The 18,530-nt window shown below is 52.8% G+C and carries 18 protein-coding genes; 7 read left to right on the forward strand and 11 right to left on the reverse strand.

Going from position 1 to position 18,530, the window contains the following annotated elements:
* Positions 1-395: 395 nt before the first annotated feature.
* Positions 396-1,202 carry a M48 family metallopeptidase gene (locus Q3970_RS09805; protein ID WP_303100392.1) on the reverse strand — a complete coding sequence of 269 codons (807 nt, stop codon included), beginning with the start codon at positions 1,200-1,202 and terminating at the stop codon, positions 396-398.
* Between the two features lie 97 nt (positions 1,203-1,299).
* Entirely contained in the window at positions 1,300-2,013 is a 714-nt protein-coding gene (locus Q3970_RS09810) for an SIMPL domain-containing protein (RefSeq protein WP_303100393.1), read from the reverse strand.
* A gap of 342 nt (positions 2,014-2,355) precedes the next feature.
* On the opposite strand from Q3970_RS09810, the gene nhaC reads away from it, so the two are divergent.
* A complete protein-coding gene (nhaC, locus tag Q3970_RS09815) occupies positions 2,356-3,765 on the forward strand; it encodes a Na+/H+ antiporter NhaC (protein WP_303100394.1) in 1,410 nt (469 codons plus the stop codon).
* Positions 3,766-4,037: 272 nt separating this feature from the next.
* Here the strand turns inward: nhaC and Q3970_RS09820 are convergent, their stop codons facing one another.
* From Q3970_RS09820 to Q3970_RS09830, 3 genes are all read right to left on the reverse strand, one after another.
* Positions 4,038-4,364, reverse strand: coding sequence for a hypothetical protein (locus Q3970_RS09820; protein ID WP_303100395.1), 327 nt, complete (start codon positions 4,362-4,364; stop codon positions 4,038-4,040).
* 27 nt (positions 4,365-4,391) lie between these two features.
* Positions 4,392-4,631 (reverse strand): hypothetical protein, encoded by a 240-nt coding sequence (locus tag Q3970_RS09825; protein WP_303100396.1) that lies wholly within the window; start codon positions 4,629-4,631, stop codon positions 4,392-4,394.
* 282 nt (positions 4,632-4,913) lie between these two features.
* Complete coding sequence (locus tag Q3970_RS09830) at positions 4,914-5,177, reverse strand: hypothetical protein (RefSeq protein WP_303100397.1); 264 nt, start codon at positions 5,175-5,177, stop codon at positions 4,914-4,916.
* A gap of 490 nt (positions 5,178-5,667) precedes the next feature.
* Here Q3970_RS09830 and rsmG point away from each other — a divergent pair, with 490 nt between their 5' ends.
* Complete coding sequence (gene rsmG / locus Q3970_RS09835; protein ID WP_303100398.1) at positions 5,668-6,294, forward strand: 16S rRNA (guanine(527)-N(7))-methyltransferase RsmG; 627 nt, start codon at positions 5,668-5,670, stop codon at positions 6,292-6,294.
* Positions 6,295-6,524: 230 nt separating this feature from the next.
* On the opposite strand, the gene dnaK is transcribed toward rsmG, so the two are convergent.
* From dnaK to Q3970_RS09865, 6 genes are all read right to left on the reverse strand, one after another.
* On the reverse strand, positions 6,525-8,456 hold the full coding sequence (dnaK, locus tag Q3970_RS09840) for a molecular chaperone DnaK (protein WP_303100399.1): 1,932 nt from the start codon (positions 8,454-8,456) through the stop codon (positions 6,525-6,527).
* Between the two features lie 261 nt (positions 8,457-8,717).
* Positions 8,718-9,269, reverse strand: coding sequence for a nucleotide exchange factor GrpE (gene grpE, locus Q3970_RS09845; protein WP_303100400.1), 552 nt, complete (start codon positions 9,267-9,269; stop codon positions 8,718-8,720).
* A 247-nt stretch (positions 9,270-9,516) separates the two neighbouring features.
* Positions 9,517-10,302 carry a cytochrome c1 gene (locus tag Q3970_RS09850; protein ID WP_303100401.1) on the reverse strand — a complete coding sequence of 262 codons (786 nt, stop codon included), beginning with the start codon at positions 10,300-10,302 and terminating at the stop codon, positions 9,517-9,519.
* 14 nt (positions 10,303-10,316) lie between these two features.
* Entirely contained in the window at positions 10,317-11,669 is a 1,353-nt protein-coding gene (locus Q3970_RS09855) for a cytochrome bc complex cytochrome b subunit (RefSeq protein WP_303100402.1), read from the reverse strand.
* Between the two features lie 11 nt (positions 11,670-11,680).
* The gene (gene petA, locus Q3970_RS09860; protein ID WP_303100403.1) at positions 11,681-12,265 is read right to left on the reverse strand and encodes a ubiquinol-cytochrome c reductase iron-sulfur subunit; all 585 of its coding nucleotides are present in this window, start codon (positions 12,263-12,265) and stop codon (positions 11,681-11,683) included.
* A 122-nt stretch (positions 12,266-12,387) separates the two neighbouring features.
* A complete protein-coding gene (locus tag Q3970_RS09865) occupies positions 12,388-13,137 on the reverse strand; it encodes a Nif3-like dinuclear metal center hexameric protein (RefSeq protein ID WP_303100404.1) in 750 nt (249 codons plus the stop codon).
* Positions 13,138-13,365: 228 nt separating this feature from the next.
* Here Q3970_RS09865 and Q3970_RS09870 point away from each other — a divergent pair, with 228 nt between their 5' ends.
* From Q3970_RS09870 to aceK, 5 genes are all read left to right on the forward strand, one after another.
* A complete protein-coding gene (locus Q3970_RS09870; RefSeq protein ID WP_303100405.1) occupies positions 13,366-13,635 on the forward strand; it encodes an oxidative damage protection protein in 270 nt (89 codons plus the stop codon).
* A gap of 395 nt (positions 13,636-14,030) precedes the next feature.
* Positions 14,031-14,939 carry a 1,4-dihydroxy-2-naphthoate octaprenyltransferase gene (menA, locus tag Q3970_RS09875; RefSeq protein WP_303100406.1) on the forward strand — a complete coding sequence of 303 codons (909 nt, stop codon included), beginning with the start codon at positions 14,031-14,033 and terminating at the stop codon, positions 14,937-14,939.
* Positions 14,940-15,076: 137 nt separating this feature from the next.
* Positions 15,077-15,766 (forward strand): Bax inhibitor-1 family protein, encoded by a 690-nt coding sequence (locus Q3970_RS09880; RefSeq protein ID WP_303100407.1) that lies wholly within the window; start codon positions 15,077-15,079, stop codon positions 15,764-15,766.
* Between the two features lie 195 nt (positions 15,767-15,961).
* Positions 15,962-16,471 carry a pantetheine-phosphate adenylyltransferase gene (gene coaD / locus Q3970_RS09885; RefSeq protein ID WP_303100408.1) on the forward strand — a complete coding sequence of 170 codons (510 nt, stop codon included), beginning with the start codon at positions 15,962-15,964 and terminating at the stop codon, positions 16,469-16,471.
* Between the two features lie 171 nt (positions 16,472-16,642).
* On the forward strand, positions 16,643-18,421 hold the full coding sequence (gene aceK, locus Q3970_RS09890; RefSeq protein ID WP_303100409.1) for a bifunctional isocitrate dehydrogenase kinase/phosphatase: 1,779 nt from the start codon (positions 16,643-16,645) through the stop codon (positions 18,419-18,421).
* Positions 18,422-18,530 lie beyond the last annotated feature (109 nt).

The following is an 18,530-nucleotide window of genomic DNA, read 5'->3' on the forward strand; positions in this document are numbered from 1 at the left end:
AGGGGGAATTTAGAGGAGTTTTGGGATTTTTGCAAAGGTCTCAGGCCGTCTGAAACCCTGTTTTACTTCGCAGAAACCTGTTTCCTCTCGGAAACCGTGTTTTCGGACAGGTCGGGCAAATAGCCCTATCCGCTCTTAAATCTTGAACAGTCCGGTTAAAACCGGAAAATACCTGTTTAATTGAAAATATCCAGAATCCGGCACGGGGTTGAGATAGCAAAGATACGGCGATTAAAACAAGAGCGAAACAAGGTAGTGAAGCCGCAGGCAGTGCGTCCACCGGCACGGCAAGGCAGAACAACGCTGCATCATTCTTATCGTTAATTCACTGAAAATATTCAGGCCGTCTGAAACATATAACTTTCAGACGGCCTTTTTTATGATGAGGCAGACACTCAGCGGCGGTTTCGTTCGTAAACCGGCATCACTTCCGGCAACATCTTGCGGATTGCCTGCATACGTTCATTGTTGGTGGGGTGCGACGAGGTGATAGCATTCCAAGTGTTGTTGTTATCGCTCACCCGGTTCATTTTCTCCCACACCGAAACGGCAGCCTGCGGATTGTAGCCCGCCTCTGCCATCAGGCGTACGCCGAGGGCGTCGGCTTCGCGCTCCTGACTTCGCGAGAACGGCATATTTACGCCGTATTGGCTCAACAGTTCGGAAGACATGCCGATGGTATCGTTGCTGATACCGGTTCTGGCTGCCACAACCGAACCGCCGATGTTGGCAGCCAACCCGGTTAACACCTGCTGGCCGATGGCCTTTTTGCTGTGCTCAAGTAGGGCGTGTGCCATTTCGTGCCCCACCACGGCGGCAATTTCATCATTGCTCAGTTTCAGGCGGTCAACCATGCCGGTATACATCGCCATTTTACCGCCTGGCATCGCCCAAGCGTTCAATTCGTTGGATTTGATAACGCTCATCTGCCAGTTGAACGCCACGCCGGTTTGGTTGGCGCGTTCGGCATGGGGGCGCAGACGGTCGAATACGGTGTGGATTCGGCGCGAGGTTTGCGAGGTGGTGTCAAGCAGCTGCTTGCTTCTCGCCTGCTGCATCACCTGGCCGTAGCTTTTGGCCGCACTTTCGTTGAGGGTGCTGCTGTCGTAGCCCACCATATCGGCCACCGAGGTGCAGCCCGCCAAAGCGGCGGCCAGGATTGCGGCAAAAATTGCAGAGCGTAGGCGGAAGGCTGTTTTCATCGGAATATTCCCTGTTGTAAATGAATAAAATCAATATTTTCAGACGGCCTCACCTTTACACCAAGGCCGTCTGAAAACGTTTCGGGCATGGCGGCCGTTACATCTGTATCGTACCCCGAACGGTAATGCCGACTTCTTCCGTTCCCGGGGAGGTGTGTTCCGGCACGGGGGCGGATTCGGCGGCGGCCTTGGCGGAACGCATCATCTGCACACCGTTGTCGGCCTGACGGTTGCCGATTTGGCCGAAATTCAACCGCACGATTTTATAGTTACGGAAGCCCATTGCTTTGGTAAGCGAAGCTGCCCGGTCTTTAAAGCGGTTCAGGGCGGCTTTGCTCACTTCGTCCAAAGCATCTTGGCGGCTCTGCTTCGACACTTTAAACGTCAGGCTCTCCAAATCGGCATCGCTACGGCTCTCGGCAATCAGTTTGTTTAAGGCTTCGAAATTTTTGCTTTCCACCTGCACCACTGCCTGCTCTTCCCAACCAGCCAGAGTACGCTTCTTACCCTTGCCTTCGTATTCGTAGCGTGGCGATGCGCTGCGGTGAAGCAACTCATATTTAAACGGCGAAGCCGAGGCTTTGCGGGTAACGTTGTTGAGTTTTTTCACAAAATTGCCGCTTACGGTTTCACGGTTGCGGCCTTCTTCATGCACGTGCAGGCGCGCCGTCATGGTGTCGCGCAACAGTTCGACACTGGCGCTTTCGGAAAACTCAACCACATTATAATGAAGTGTTTCTGCGGAAACGGGCAGTGCGGTGCCGAACAGAACGGTCAGCAGCGCAACGGGTTTTGACAAGGTTTTCAGCATGGTTTCGGCCTTTCCGGTGAAAGCATTACGGTAATCCGGTAAAAAAAGCGGCATCGGTTTGTACGGAGCCGCTGCAATACTTGAAACACTATCATTTTTCGGCGTGTTTTCAAACTGTTTTTTGCCGAACGACAGAAACGGAGCTCGGACGGCGGCACGTGGTCGGAATCGCCGCAAGGCGGAACCTGTATTTTCAGACGGCCTTCAAACGATTTTCCTGCCGGCATAAAAAGGATAAGATTCGGCTGCTATACCGCAACCTATCCAAAAATATGCGGCATACCCGGCCGTTTGACTGCAAAGCGGTGCCGGCCTCCATTCAATAACACAAGGTTGGAAAAAATGAGCAAATCTTTAACCACTTCCACTATACGCCCGCGTGAAGCGCTGCTGGTTTCATTTTTAATTGTGGCGGTGATGGGCATCACCATGATCGGTTTCGGTTGGGTGCCGCATATTGCAATTGTGCTGGTGATGTGCGGCCTGTTTGCCTACGGCAGGTTTAGAGGTACACGCTTCGACATCATGCAGAAAAGCATGGCCGAAGGCGTGGTATCGGGCATCGGTGCGGTTTATCTGTTTTTCTACATCGGCCTCTTGGTGGCGGCGCTGATGATGTCGGGCGCGATTCCCACCCTGATGTATTACGGTTTCAATCTGATTTCGCCGCATTTTTTCTATATTTCGGCGTTTGTGCTCTGTTCGGTTATCGGCATTTCGCTGGGCAGCGGCTTTACCACCTGCGCTACCGCAGGCGTAGCCTTTTTGGGCATGGCCGAAGCATTTGACGCCAACCCCGCCATCGTGGCCGGCGCAGTGGTTTCGGGCGCGCTCTTCGGCGACAAAATGTCGCCCCTGTCCGACACCACCACCATCGCCGCTTCGATTGTGGGCGTGGATCTGTTCGACCACATCCGCAACATGATGTTCACCACCATTCCCGCCTGGATATTGACCGCAATCTTTCTGTGGCTGCTCACCGGCAACGTAGCCGACGCCGATTTAACGAACATCACCGCCATGCAGCAGCAGCTGGTGGCCGGCGGCCTCGTGCACGGCTATGCCCTGTTGCCGTTTGCGGTGCTGATTGTGCTGGCAGTGCGCAAAGTCAACGCCATCTATACCATTATCGCTACCATTTTCACCGCCATCGCCGTTACCTATATCCACAGCAGCCCCACGCTGGGGCAACTGGGCGGCTGGTTTTTCGGCGGTTACAAACCGGCCGAAGGGCAGGATTTGGGCACCGTGGGCAAACTGGTGTCGCGCGGCGGCATGGAAAGCATGTTTTTCAGCCAAACCATCGTGATTCTCGCCTTGAGTTTGGGCGGCCTGCTGCAAGGTTTGGGCGTACTGCCCGCCCTCTTGGCCGGCGTTACCCACCTGCTCACCGGTGTGGGCCGCGCCACCGCTGCTGCGGCCGCCACCGCCTTCGGTATCAACTTTCTAATCGGCGAGCAATATTTAAGCCTGCTGCTCAGCGGCAACACTTTTAAGCCGGTATATAAACGCCTGAACCTGCACCCGCGCAACCTCGCCCGCACTATCGAAGACTCGGGCACAGTGATTAACCCGCTGGTGCCGTGGGGCGTGTACGGTGTGTTTCTCGCCGGCATACTCGGTGTACCTGTAGTAGATTATGTTCCCTACGCATTTTTCTGCTACTTAAGCCTGATCCTCACTCTGATTTACGGCTTCACCGGCTTTACCATCAGCAGACTGCCGCCACAGCAACAGGATCAGATCCGCTAACCTGCCCGCAGCACTGCCCTCTGAATGTTCAGACGGCCTGCAATATTCCAAGCGCCTTTCAAGCCGCCGGTCTGAAACTTTGCAAAATCCGCTTGGGCCGTCTGAAAACCTAACGCCGTTACGCTCCCTGCAAACCGCACGGCTAGGGTCTGTCTTCAAAAAATTTTCACTAGGCATAACCGGGCGCATTAAAACCGCAGGGCAAGAAAAACACTTGGAGTCGGAAAACACCAAGTGTTTTTATTCTCAAGCCTTTTATTTACCAACCCTGCTTAACGGCGGCTGTCATGGCGCGGCGCCGGTTTGTGATGGTGCACCGGCTGTTTCTTCTTGGCTTTTCTCATATTTTTGTTCGGCTTTGATTTTTTAAACGGTTTCGGCTGTTCTGCCCGTTTTTCCTTGTGCATTTCAGGTCTGGCCGGTTGGCGCGGTTCAGCCTGCTTGTGCGGTTGGCCGGCATGTACGGGCTGCTCTCTGCGCGGCTCTCCTTTCCAAGGTTGCGGAGCGGCCAGCAGGCTGCCGGACATCATGGCCAAAACGGCAAAAGAAGCTAATTTTTTCATTGAGTTTCCTTTCTGGAACAGTTGTCGAACTATCAATTGCTAAGATACTAACCGGAAGCGGGTTTAACGGCTCCGCTGTTTCTTGGGCGCAGGCTTTTTCGCGGCTTTTTTCACCGGCTTTTCAGCCTTTTTGGGTGCTTTCGCTTTAGGTGCCTGTTTTTTCATGCCGTGTTTTTTAACTTTCGGCTTTTCAGCCTGATGTGCCACATTCGCACCGCCGGGAGCAGCCTGTACGGCCTGCGGTACGGCAACCAAACCGATGGAAACCGTCAGCAGTGAAGCAAGCTTGGTGAGTTTTTTCATGATTGTTTCTCTTTCTTAAAAAAAGATGTTGCGGAGCAAAATATCAAGTCGGCCGTTATTACGGCCTGCCCTGTTTGCCGGCGTCATCTTAGCCGCTTTGATGTAAACAGGCGTTGCCTGTGCGTAAAAATATTGGTTTCTTAGGTGATTAATCTGTACCCGTTTGTAATTAAAACAACACCCGCCCCTCTAAGGGCGGGTGTTGCGTAAAGCTCGATTAAGAAGTTTCAGAATAACCGTTACACAATCATGCCACGGCCGTTATTCCGAAACCCCCTAAACTTACTTGATACCGCTGGCGGAGTTCACGCCGGAAGCATCCAAAGCAGCCGCACCGGTGCCGGCACCTGCTGTTCCGGCAGAATCCAAAGTAGTGGCGGCGGCACCTGTAGCAGCAGTGCCGGCGGCGGCTTTGGTTTTAGAAGATTTGGCGGCTTTGCCAGTGCTCACTTTGTCTGCTGCTTTGTTGGCAGCCTTCTCAGCAGGAGCAGCCATCACGGCGGCAGACATCATGGCGGCAGACACGAGTACGATAAATTTTTTCATCTGTATATCCTCTTTTTGGAGTTAATAAAAAATCATGTTGCGAAACATGTGTTGGTAAGAAAGCAGAGAAAAAGAAAAGTTCAGCACAGCACCGATTTTTAGCGGTAAAAAAAATTTAAATTTATTCAATGATATAAACATATAAACCCATTTTTTGCACAGTTTATGCCTTATGCCGGAAAACTAACTGCTGTCCACAAACGGGATTCCAAGCATATTAACGGCCCGCTCCTTCTGCCCGCCTGCTTAACATTCAGATAAAAAAAGCCGTCTGAAAACGCAGTTTCCGAAGGAAGCAAGTTTCTGCGAAGCTAAAACGCAGTTTATGCAGAGCTAAAACACGGTTCAAACAGCCTCAAACCGAACAAACAATTTACGCAGGCGTACCGTTTTCAGATAAGATTACAACCAATCGAAAATCCGGAATCTGTACCCTTCAGACTGCACGGCAGCCTGATGATTACAGGCTCCAAGCCAAAGGAACACTCCCGTGAACAACAAACAACAACTGCAAGAAGGCCTGCAGGCACTCGGTCTCACACTCACTGCACCACAACAACTGCTGCTGCTCGAATACGTTGCCCTGCTCTCCAAATGGAACAGTACCTACAACCTGACCGCCCTGCGGGATGAAACCTCGATTATCAGCCACCACATTCTCGACAGCCTGACCCTGCTGCCGTTTGTGCAAGACGCCAAAACATTGATGGACGTCGGCTCCGGCGGCGGCATGCCGGGTATTCCCACCGCCATCTGCCGCCCCGATTTGCAGATTACCCTGCTGGATTCCAACACTAAAAAAACTTCGTTCCTGCAACAGGCCGTTATCGAGCTGGGCTTGAACAACGTAACCGTTGCCTCCGGCCGCGTGGAAGCGATGCACGATAAAAAAGTGGATGTGGTTACCAGCCGCGCGTTTGCCGAGCTGGCCGACTTTATTTCGCTCACCAAACACCTCTTGAACGAAAACGGTTATTGGGCGGCCATGAAAGGTGTTTACCCTTATGAGGAGCTGGAGCACGTGCCCGCTTCGGTAGAAGTGGTAAAAGTGGAAAAACTCCATGTGCCCATGCTCAACGCCGAGCGGCATATGGTGGTGATGAAACCGAAAAAATGAGCTTTATCGTTTGACACTGCTTGTCATACCCGGGCTTGACCCGGGTATTTTTTTGAACGACTGGATTCCCACCTGCGCGGGGGGAGCGAAGCGGACTTGCGAAGCTAATGACGGGATTTAAGCATTTCAGACGGCCTTAAGGTATTTTGCAAAGGCCTCAGGCCGTCTGAAATGCTTAAACGCAAGAAAAGGGCGCTTTCCCAAGCGCCCTTCTCTACTGCCGTCAAGATTTAGTCTTTCTTGTCTTTCACTTCTTCAAACTCGGCGTCAACCACATCGTCGCTGCCTTTCGCACCGCTGTCGGCTGCCTGTTCCGCACCCGCACCGTTGGCTTCTGCCTGTGCCTGCGCATAAACCAGTTCGCCCAGTTTTTGGCTGGCAGTGCCCAAGGCTTCGGCCTTGGCATCGATATCGGCTTTGTCTTCACCTTTCACAGCTTCTTCGGCAGCTTTCAAAGCATCTTCGATTTTGGCTTTTTCGTCGGCATCCAGTTTGTCGCCGTATTCGCCCAGTGATTTTTTCACAGAGTGAATCAGTGCTTCGGCCTGATTTCGCGAAGCCACCAGTTCGGTCAGTTTTTTATCCTCTTCGGCATTGGCCTCCGCATCTTTCACCATACGTTCGATTTCTTCCTCGCTCAAGCCTGAAGAGCCTTGGATGGTGATTTTGGCTTCTTTTCCGGTACCTTTGTCTTTAGCCGACACATGCAGGATGCCGTTGGCGTCGATATCAAAGGTTACTTCGATTTGCGGAATGCCGCGCGGTGCCGGTGCGATGTCGCCCAAATTGAAGTTACCCAGCGATTTGTTGGCGGAAGCACGCTCGCGCTCGCCTTGAAGCACATGGATGGTAACGGCGCTTTGGTTGTCTTCGGCGGTTGAGAATACTTGCGACGCTTTGGTCGGAATGGTGGTGTTTTTGTTGATGAGTTTGGTCATCACGCCACCCATGGTTTCGATACCGAGCGACAAGGGGGTAACGTCGAGCAGTAACACGTCGCTGCGGCCGCCTCCCAACACTTCACCCTGAATCGCGGCTCCCAAAGCCACGGCTTCGTCGGGGTTGACGTCTTTACGCGGCTCCTTGCCGAAGAAGGCTTTAACGGCATCCTGTACTTTGGGCATACGGCTTTGACCGCCTACCAAAATTACATCGTCAATATCACCGACACTCAAGCCGGCATCTTTGACGGCCACTTTACACGGCTCGATAGAACGATCGATCAAGTCTTCCACCAAGCTCTCAAATTTGGCACGGGTAATCTTCATTGCCAAGTGCTTCGGGCCTGCGGCATCCATGGTGATATAGGGCAGGTTGATCTCGGTTTGCTGGCCGCTGGAAAGCTCGATTTTGGCTTTTTCGGCAGCTTCTTTCAGGCGTTGCAGCGCCATTACGTCGTTTTTCAAATCAACGCCCTGCTCTTTTTTGAATTCGGCAATGATATGGTCGATCAAACGCTGGTCGAAATCTTCGCCGCCCAAGAAGGTGTCGCCGTTGGTAGCCAGCACTTCAAACTGTTTTTCGCCGTCGATATCGGCGATTTCGATGATGGAAATATCGAAAGTACCGCCGCCCAAATCGTATACGGCGATTTTGCGGTCGCCCTTGGTATTTTTATCCATACCGAAAGCCAAAGCTGCCGCAGTCGGCTCGTTGATAATGCGTTTTACGTCCAAACCGGCAATGCGGCCCGCATCTTTGGTGGCTTGGCGCTGGCTGTCGTTGAAGTAGGCCGGAACGGTAATTACGGCTTCGGTTACCGGCTCGCCCAAATAGGCTTCGGCGGCCTGTTTCATTTTGCGCAGCACTTCGGCGGAAACCTGCGGGGGCGATAATTCTTTACCTTGCGCCTTCACCCAAGCATCGCCGTTGGCGGCTTTAACGATGTCGAAAGGCATCAGACCGATGTCTTTCTGCACTTCTTTGTCTTCGAATTTGTGGCCGATTAAGCGTTTGGCTGCATAAATGGTGTTTTTCGCGTTGGTTACGGCTTGGCGTTTGGCCGGTGCACCGACCAAGATTTCGCCGCCGTCCAAATAGGCGATAACGGAAGGCGTGGTGCGCGCGCCTTCGGCGTTTTCAATCACTTTAGTTTGGCCGTTTTCTGAAATAGCCAAGCATGAGTTGGTTGTACCTAAGTCGATACCGATTACTTTTGCCATTGTGTTATTACTCCTTAAAATGAAATGATTTCTGAAAAATAGAGTTCGGGCTGCCGCCCCGTCGGATTCGTAAATAAGGTGTGTTTTGTACTTTTCAAGTATGCGGATTTAAATTTTTTGATTAAATAATTATTTTTAATTCAATTAGTTAATCAACTTATCCACAAGATGTGTTATAGCTTGCTTTCAGACGGCCTGTTTGGATCGGCTTTAAGGCCGTCTGAAAATTTTGTTCCTGAAGAAACGGCCGCAACGGTGCTTTCAATTGCCGGCCTCACCGCCTTGAGCCACGGTTACCATGGCGGGACGCAATACGCGGTCGGCCAGTTGGTAACCTTTTTTCAGCACGCTGACCACGGTGTTAGGTTCCTGTTCGCTTTCTACCACCTGCATGGCTTGGTGGTGGTGGGGGTCGAGCTTATCGCCCGGCTGCGGGTTGATTTCGGTGATTTGGGTATGTTCGAAAGCTTTGTTCAATTCGTTCAGCGTCATCTGCACACCCGTTTTCAAGGCGTCGAAATTACCGCTTTGGTCGAGCAGCGCCATTTCCAGATAATCTTTCACCGGCAGCATTTCGGCGGCGAATTTCTGACCGGCGTATTTGTGCGCGGCCTGGATTTCTTCAGTATGGCGGCGACGCAGGTTTTGTTCGTTGGCCAAACCGCGCAGTTGCTCGTCTTTCAACATGCCTTCGAGTTCGGCGATTTTGGCTTCCAAATCTTCGTAAGAAGGCTTCTCCTGCGCTTCGCCCTGCTCCGCCTGAGGCATTTCTGCGGTTTCATTATTTTCTACGTTTTGGTTTTGTTCGGTCATTTGGATAAATCCTTTACGGTTGGTTATTTCGATAGGGCTTTAATATAAGGCCGCCGGCAGCTTATTCAAGCCGCAGTCTTTACGAAATCACAGGGGTGTTCAGGCCGTCTGAAAAACAGGATTTTGCACGCTAAACGGCAAAACTGAGCCGGGCTGAAAATAAATTTTCAGCCGTATTTTTCAGACGGCCGCTTGAAAAGACAAAAAGGCAAAACCTTTCGATTTTGCCTTTTCAATAATCCTGTGCTTAGTGAACGTCTTTCCAGTATTCTTTTTTCAGGAAATAAGCCAACGGCAGCATCACGGCCATCAGGAAGATCAGCACGATATAACCCGTACGTTTGCGCTGCAGCTGTGCCGGCTCACCCATATACACCATGAAGTTAACCAAATCGCGGGCATAATCGTCGTATTCCTTGGTAATCACTTTGCCGTTGGGCAGTTGGCGGGTTTGCAGTCCGGTAGACTCCCAGTAGAGCTTGGGCACCAGATTGCCGTGAGAATCTTTCACCATCACAGGTTGGTCTTTTTCATCCAACTCAACTGCCTGCACCCCTTGCTGCTGCCACAAAGGATGCGGCATGCCGGCATTCGGCAGAACGGTATTGTTCCAGCCGGTCGGGCGGGTCGGATCTTTATAAAACCCGCGCATATAGGCATAGAGATAATCCGCACCGCGCGAACGGGCAATCAGAGAAAGGTCGGGCGGTACCGCACCAAACCATTTTTTTGCGTCTGCCGGATCAATGGCTGCGTGCATTACATCTCCCACCTTGTCGGTGGTGAACATCAGGTTGTTTTTGATTTCGTCTTCGGTCAGGCCGATATCCTGAAGGCGGTTGAAACGCATAGCCGAAGCCGAGTGGCATGACAAGCAGTAGTTGGTAAAAATCTGCGCACCGCGTTGCAGGCTTTCTTGGTTGCGCAAATCAATTTCAACCGGCTCATAGTTTCCGCCGCCTGCTGCGGCTGCCATACTCATCGGAGCTGCCAGCAATAAGGCAGCAAACCAGTTTTTCAATGTTTGTTTCATTTTCGCTGCCCTCATTAAATTAGAATTGCAAACAGGTATGCGCCTGCCACGGTGATGATGGTGTAAACGAAGAACATTACCTTCTGTTTGGTTGTGCTCATGGTTACACGGGCAGGCACTTCGCGGTCTTTATCCATTTTGGTATAGAACGGCATACCCAGGAAGAATGCAAAGTAGATGACAGACAGAATACGTGCCACGATGGTGCGTGTGTCGGTAGCCACCAAAGCACCCAAGATACCCAAGCCGATGAATGAGATGACAAACAGCACCAGCATAACTTTGAAAATCGGGCCGCGGTAGCGGACGGATTTTACCGGTGAGCGGTCAAGCCACGGCAGCAAAGCAATCAGCACTACGGCAGCACCCATGCCGATCACGCCCCAAACCTGCGTGCCGAAGAACGAAGGAATCGCGCGCAAAATAGCGTAGAAAGGCGTGAAATACCATACAGGGGCGATGTGCGCGGGCGTAACCAGCGGGTTGGCGGCATCAAAGTTCGGCGCTTCCAAGAAATAGCCGCCGCCTTCAGGAGCGAAGAACATAATGGCGCAGAATACAATCAGGAACACCACCACACCCAAAATGTCTTTCACCGTGTAGTATGGATGGAAAGGAATACCGTCGAGCGGAATACCGTTTTCATCTTTCAATTTTTTGATTTCCACACCATCAGGATTGTTGGAACCCACATCGTGCAGTGCAATCAGGTGGGCGGCAACCAAACCTACCAACACCAGCGGCACGGCAATCACGTGCAGGGCGAAAAAGCGGTTTAAGGTAACATCCGATACGTTGAAATCGCCGCGTATCCAAGTGGAAAGATCAGGGCCGATAACGGGAATCGCGGCAAACAGGTTAATAATCACCTGCGCGCCCCAAAACGACATCTGCCCCCACGGCAAGAGATAACCCATAAAGGCTTCGGCCATCAGTGCCAGAAAAATCAGCGAACCGAACACCCACACCAGTTCGCGCGGTTTTTTAAACGAACCGTAAATCAGGCCGCGGAACATATGCAGATACACCACCACGAAAAACATAGAAGCACCGGTGGAGTGCATATAGCGGATAATCCAGCCGCCCGAAACGTCGCGCATAATATACTCGACGGCGGTAAAGGCTGCCGGCAGGTTATACTCGTTGAGGTTGCCGTCGGGCTTGTAGTTCATGGTAAGAAAAATGCCGCTGACAATCTGGATTACCAGCACAAGCAGAGCCAGCGAGCCGAAGAAATACCAGAAATTGAAATTTTTCGGTGCGTAATATTCGGTCAGGTGGTCGCGCCACATATTGCCAAGAGTGGGAAAACGCTCGTCGACCCAGCCCCACAATACCTGCAGTTTGCTATTGGTTTGGTTTGCCATGATGAGTCCCTTTATTTATCTTCGCCCACCAGAATGGTGGTGTCGTCCAGGTATTTATAGGGCGGAATAATCAGGTTGGTCGGCGCCGGCACGCCTTTATATACGCGGCCCGCCAAGTCGAATTTGGAACCGTGGCACGGGCAGAAGAAACCGCCCTTCCAATCGGCACCCAAATCGGCAGGGGCGACGTCGGGACGGAAAGTCGGCGAGCAGCCCAAATGGGTGCAGATACCGATGGCCACGAAAATATCGGGCTTGATGGAACGCAACTCGTTTTGGGCATATTCAGGCTGCTGATCGACTTCCGATTTCGGATCGGCCACGGCGTTATTGAGCGTGGGCAGGTCTTTCTGCTGCTGTTCGGTGCGGTTCAGCACCCAAATCGGTTTGCCCTGCCATTCGGCGGTAACAAGCTGGCCTGCTTCGATTTTGCTGACATCCACTTCAATGGGCGCACCTGCGGCTTTGGCTTTTTCCGACGGAAAAAAACTTGCCAGAAACGGCACAGCAACACCTGCGGTTGCAGCACCGCCCGCTGCTGCTGTCGCCAGCGTAAGGAAGCGGCGGCGGCTTTGGTTGATTTCTTGATTTTCCATTATTCAGTCATCCTAATGATATGGGAATACCGAGCCATTAAGCTCTTTAATTCTACCTGATTTTATAGGGATACTTAAAGCATTATTTAAAATAAGGTAAAGTTTTACGGTATTTCTTGATTTTATGCGGGGTTTTGTTCGTCGAAAAATACCGTTTCAATATCAAACTCCTGTGCCAGCGCCGCCCCCAGCGCCTGTATGCCGTAACGCTCGGTGGCGTGGTGGCCCGCGCCGATAAACGCGATGCCAGTTTCATTGGCCAGGTGGTACTGCGCCTCGGATATTTCACCCGTGATATAGGCATCGGCACCTTCGTCTATGGCCGTCTGAAAAAAGCCCTGAGCCCCGCCGGTGCACCATACGATGCGTTTGATAACCCGGCCTTCCCCGCCCACGGCAACCGGTGTGCGGCCGAGGCGGTTTTGCAGGCCTGCGCACAGTTGCGCCAGCGTTTGCGGGGTTTTCAGACGGCCTGCGTTAAGCAGGTTTTGTTCGCCGAACTGATATTCGGTTGTCCAATCCATGCGGGCGGCCAGTCGGGCGTTGTTGCCTAAAACGGGATGAGCGTCCAGCGGCAGGTGGTAGCCGGCCATGTTGATGCCGTGGGCCAGCAGGGTAGCGATGCGGTCTTTTTTCCAACCGGTGATGGTAACCGGCTCGCTTTTCCAAAACAGGCCGTGGTGCACCAGCAGCATATCGGCGCCCTGCTCGACGGCGTAGGCGGCGGCGGCGCGGCTGGCGGTAACGGCGGTAACGATTTTGCGGATTTCTTCCCTGCCTTCGATTTGCAGGCCGTTGGGGGCATAATCTTTATATAAGTCGGCTTGCAGGGTTTGATTGCACCAATCAAGTATGGTTTGGCGTGCGCTCATGTTTTTTCCTTGCGTGAGAGGCATTATTGTGCAGGTTTTTTCAAACAGAACTTTGACGGTAAGCAAAGGCATGCGGAATTTCCGCAATTTCGACTACACGCCGCTACATCCTGCTGCCGGCCGGCAAACCTGCCGTCCGCCGGTTGGACGGGGAACAAATTATATACAAACCCGCACCGCTCCGTTAAAATTGCAGCCGTCTGAAAACCCCGTCATAAGGAAACCGCCATGACCCGCATGGTTCACTGCGTGAAACTGGGCAGAGAAGCCCCCGGCATGAAATTCGCCCCGCTGCCCAATGCCTTGGGCAAACGTATTTTCGAAAACGTGTCCCAAGAAGCTTGGGACGCTTGGACACGCCACCAAACCATGTTGATTAACGAAAACCGCCTCAGCCTTGCCGACCCGCGCGCGCGCGAATATTTGGCGCAGCAGATGGAAAACTATTTTTTCGGCGACGGTGCCGACCAAGTGCAGGGTTATGTGCCGCAGGAATAAATACCACATGAAAACAGGCCGTCTGAAAATGTTTTTCAGACGGCCTGCTTTTTGGCCACGGTTGTCAAAAAAAACAACTATCCTTTTTATTAAAAATGTTTCAACACACAGGACGACACATAAAGCGCCACCCTATGTGTTGCCCTGATTGGGAAGGGGTTGCACCCCTACCCGACAAACCCAAATTCTACTGCCATAAATGGCGGGGCCTCAACCGAAAAGGAAACTTGATAAATATTTAAACGATAAATCCAACTGCCTTTCCTGCCGCCGCATGATACGAACACAGGTGCCCGGCCTTTGCTGGCTGTAATCTGAAGTTATTGAACCGGCGTCAACTTTTTTCAGACGGCCTAAATTATAATTGCATCATTTCTTCTGATTGATTTTCTGTTATGTCTGTACGCAACTGGCTGGCCGCAGCCCGTTTACGCACCCTGCCGCTGGCCGCCGCTTCGGTATTGTGCGGCATACTCACCGCCGCACTGAAGCAGCGGCCCGATCCGACCGTATCGGTTCTGTGCCTGCTCACCGCCCTGTCGCTGCAAATTCTCAGCAATCTGGCCAACGATTACGGCGATGCCTGCAACGGAGCCGACACGTTGGCACGCAAAGGGCCTGCACGCATGGTCAGTTCCGGCCACATCAGCCCGGCGGCCATGGCGCGCGGAGTGAAGCTGACGGCGGCGGTTTCGTGCCTGCTCGGCATCACCCTGCTCTGCGCCGCCCTGCCCGCCGTTTCGGCCGCCGAACCGCAAAGCTGGCTGTTGTGGCTGCTGCTCGGTGCGGCTTCCGTGGCCGCCGCTTTTGCCTACACTGCCGGCAAAAAACCCTACGGCTATATCGGGCTGGGTGATTTGGCGGTGTTGGTGTTTTTCGGCTGGCTGGGCGTGCTGGGCACGGAATACCTGCACACAGGCCGTCTGAACGCCGCCTCGTGGCTGCCCGCTACGGCATTGGGTTTGTGGTGCGCAATGGTTTTGAATATCAACAATATGCGCGACATCGACTCCGACCGGCAGGCGGGCAAAACCACCGTTGCCGTGCGCCTGGGGCTGCCGCGTGCCAAAATCTACCATACCGTGCTGCTGCTGGCGGCGGCGGCGGCATGGGCGCTGTGGCTGCCGCTGCATTTTGTCGACAGCCTGTTTCTTTTATGCGCCGCATTGCTGGCGGTTTCGGCCATCCACTTGTATTTGCTGAAAAAAGCCCAATCTAGCGCCGAGTTGGACAAGCTCCTGCCGCAATGGAGCATCACGGTTTTGCTGTGGATATTGCTGTTATGGCTGAACGCGCCGCTTTAGACGCAACCTCGTTTGGCAGACAGCGCAGCCCGACAACAGCCATATGCTAACCGTTCGTAATAATTTCCGGCAAAAATCTTTGATTTGCTGTTAAAATCCGTTTTTTATCATTTTCACACCACAATAGGACAAACGCCATGCAAAACGACGTTTACGACTACACTCAAACCGCCGGCGCGGTGCAGAAAAATACCGTATTGCGCAAAACCTACGGCCTGCTCGGCATTTCATTCATTCCCTGCGCGATTGGTGCGTTTCTCGGCAGCCAGGCCGGCATCAACCTGTATGCCATGTTCGGCAACCGTTGGATCGCGTTCGGCGTGGTATTGGCCTTTTTCTACGGCATGTGTGCCTTAATCGAGAAAAACCGTTACAGCAACACCGGCGCGGCGTTGCTGATGGTGTTCACCTTCGGCATGGGCGTGCTGATCAGCCCGCTGCTGCAATACGGCTTCAGCTTCAGCAACGGTGCGCAAATCGTCGGCCTTGCCGCCGCCATGACCGCAGCCGTGTTCTTCACCATGGCCGCCGTGGCGCGCCGCACCAAAGCCGATATGAACAGCCTCGGCCGCTTCCTGCTGGTGGGCGCGGTGGTGCTGATGGTGGGCGTGGTGGTCAATATGTTCCTGCAAATGCCCGCATTTTCACTCGCCCTTTCGGCCGCTTTCGTGATTTTCAGCTCGCTGATGATTATGTGGCAGATCCGCACCGTTATCGACGGCGGCGAAACCAGCCACATCAGCGCCGCGTTAACCATCTTTATCTCTGTCTATAATATTTTCAGCAGCCTGCTGAACATTCTGCTCTCTTTGAGCGGAGAAGATTGATTTAACGCACAAACACCCGTAAAAAAGCCGTCTGAAACGCATTCAGACGGCCTTTTTCTTTGACATCCTCCCTGTCGGCCTTTATAGTGGATTCGCACATTTCCGCCGGCACGACAACAACGCCGCCGCCGGAAATTTAAATGAATGCGCTGCCTCTGCCTACCCGTATTACCCGCTAGCCTGATTTCTTTAAATATGACTGCCCAAACCCTGCGCCGCGCCGTTTATGCCGGCAGCTTCGATCCGCCGACCAACGGCCATTTGTGGATGATACGCGAAGCACAAGCCCTGTTCGACGAGTTAATCGTGTCCATCGGCGTTAACCCCGACAAAAAAAGCACCTACACCGTGGCGGAACGGCAAGCCATGCTTGAGGCCGTTTCCAGCGAATTTCCCAACGTGCGCATCACCTCGTTTGAAAACCAGTTTCTGGTCAACTATGCCCACAGCATCGGCGCCAAATTTATCGTTCGCGGCATACGCACGGCCTCCGATTATGAATATGAGCGGACCATACGCTATATCAATTCCGATCTGCATCCCGATATCGCCACGGTGTTTCTGATGCCGCCGCGCGAATTCGCCGAAGTTTCCTCCACCATGGTCAAAGGTATGGTCGGCCCCGACGGCTGGCGCGATATGATACGCCGCTATGTGCCCTTGGCGGTGTACGATAAAATCCTGCAAGACCACCAAAGTGCCTAACCCTTTCGGGATTCTCAGGCCGTCTGAAAACCTTTTCAGACGGCCTGAACATCACGCCCCAACTGTTTCCGCTTTTTGCACGCACTTGCCAAACGGCCTAAAACATCATAAGGTTATGCCAAAATACAAACAGATCGTTCAAACGGTAACTATAGAGAAAGAAAACAAAAAATGTCCCGACAACTCACCCGGCAATTAGGGCGGGAAGTAGCCGAAACCATGCTCGCCGGTTTCAACAGGCACTACCGCCTCTACCGCGAAGTAACCGCCCGTGCCAAAGAGTTTTTCGAGCAGAAAAACTGGCGCGGTATCCAAGACTTAGTGGCCGAACGTATTCAGATGTATGACCGGCGCGTGGAGGAAGCTGTCGACATCTTGAGCCACAGACACGCGGCCACCGCCCTAAGCGACGAAGTATGGGCTGCCGCCAAAACAGAATACATTGCCCTTCTGGTCAACCACAAACAGCCCGAGCTGGCGGAAACCTTCTTCAACTCGGTTTCCACCAAACTCTTGGCCAAAGAATATTTCAACAATCAGTTCATCTTTGTCAAACCCTCCACCAGCACCGAATATATCGATTCCGATCCGCCCACCTTCTGCTCGTTTTATCCCGAAACGCAAGGACTGCGCGGCTGTCTGCGCAGCATCCTGCACCATTTCGGCTGGAGCGTTCCCTTTGCCTGTATGGGCAGGGACATCGGCAACATCTTGCGTGCCGCCCGCCGGCATTTTCAGGCCGAATGGCCCCCGCAGGAAATGAACCTGCATGTGCGCGTGCTCCATTCGCCGTTTTACCGGAACAAAGCCGCCTATATTTTCGGGCAGATTATCAACGGTGCCGTGCGCCACCCCTTTGCCCTGGCTGTATTGCACGACGAAGAAACAGGCCGTCTGAAAGTGGACGCCGCCCTGTTTGAGGCCCGTCAGATTGCCGTGCTGTTTTCATTTGCCCGCGCTTATTTTTTAGCGGACATGCCCGTGCCCAGCGGCTATGTCCATTTTCTCCACGACATGCTGCCGATGCGCTCGCACGGCGATTTATACACCATGGTCGGCCTGCACAAACAGGGAAAAAACATCTGGTGGCGCGAGTTTGCCCAGCATCTCGAATACTCGCACGACAAATTTATTCTCGCACCCGGTGTGAAAGGGCTGGTGATGAGCGTCTTTACCCTGCCCTCTTTCCCTTATGTTTTTAAAGTCATCAAAGACAAATTCGGCCCCAATAAAGATTTCGACCAAGAATACGTGCGCCAAAAATACCTGCTGGTGAAAAAGCACGACCGCGTCGGACGCATGGCCGATACGCTTGAATTTTCCAATGTTGCCCTGCCCAAATCGCGCTGCGACGAAGAATTCCTCAACGAAATGCGCACGCTCGCCCCCAGCCAGCTGGAAGAAAACAACGAATGGGTGATTATCAAACACGTTTATGTGGAACACCGCCTCAAACCGCTCAACCTCTTTATGCAGAAAGCCAATCCTGCCGACAAAGCGGCCGCCGTTATCGACTACGGCTACGCGCTCAAAGAGCTGGCTTCCGCCAACATCTTCCCCGGCGACATGCTTTATAAAAACTTCGGCATGACCCGCTTCGGCCGCGTGATTTTCTATGATTACGACGAAATCGAATACATGACCGACTGCAACTTCCGTAAAATCCCACCCGCCCCCAACCCCGAATACGAAATGTCGGGCGAAGTTTGGTATCCCGTCAACAAAGGCGACGTTTTCCCCGAAGAATTCGGCCCGTTTCTTTTGGGTGAACCCGATGTGCGGCAGGTATTTCTGCAACACCACAAAGACCTGCTCACCCCCGAATTCTGGCAGGGTAAAAAAGAGCGGCTGCAACAAGGGCTGTATGACGATTTCTTTCCCTACCCGCAATCCGCCCGCTTCACTCCCGACCAAACCGCCGCCGGGCCTGCCGGCGATGCCGATGCCTGAACCTTAAACAAAAGCAATGCACACGGAAAAGGCCGCCTGAATTTTTTCAGACGGCCTTATATATTGCGCCCCATGTAAGGGGCATATCTTACAAACCTTAACGCCCCTT

Origin of the sequence: Neisseria sp. (assembly GCF_030530745.1) — a bacterium.
Lineage (GTDB): Bacteria > Pseudomonadota > Gammaproteobacteria > Burkholderiales > Neisseriaceae > Neisseria.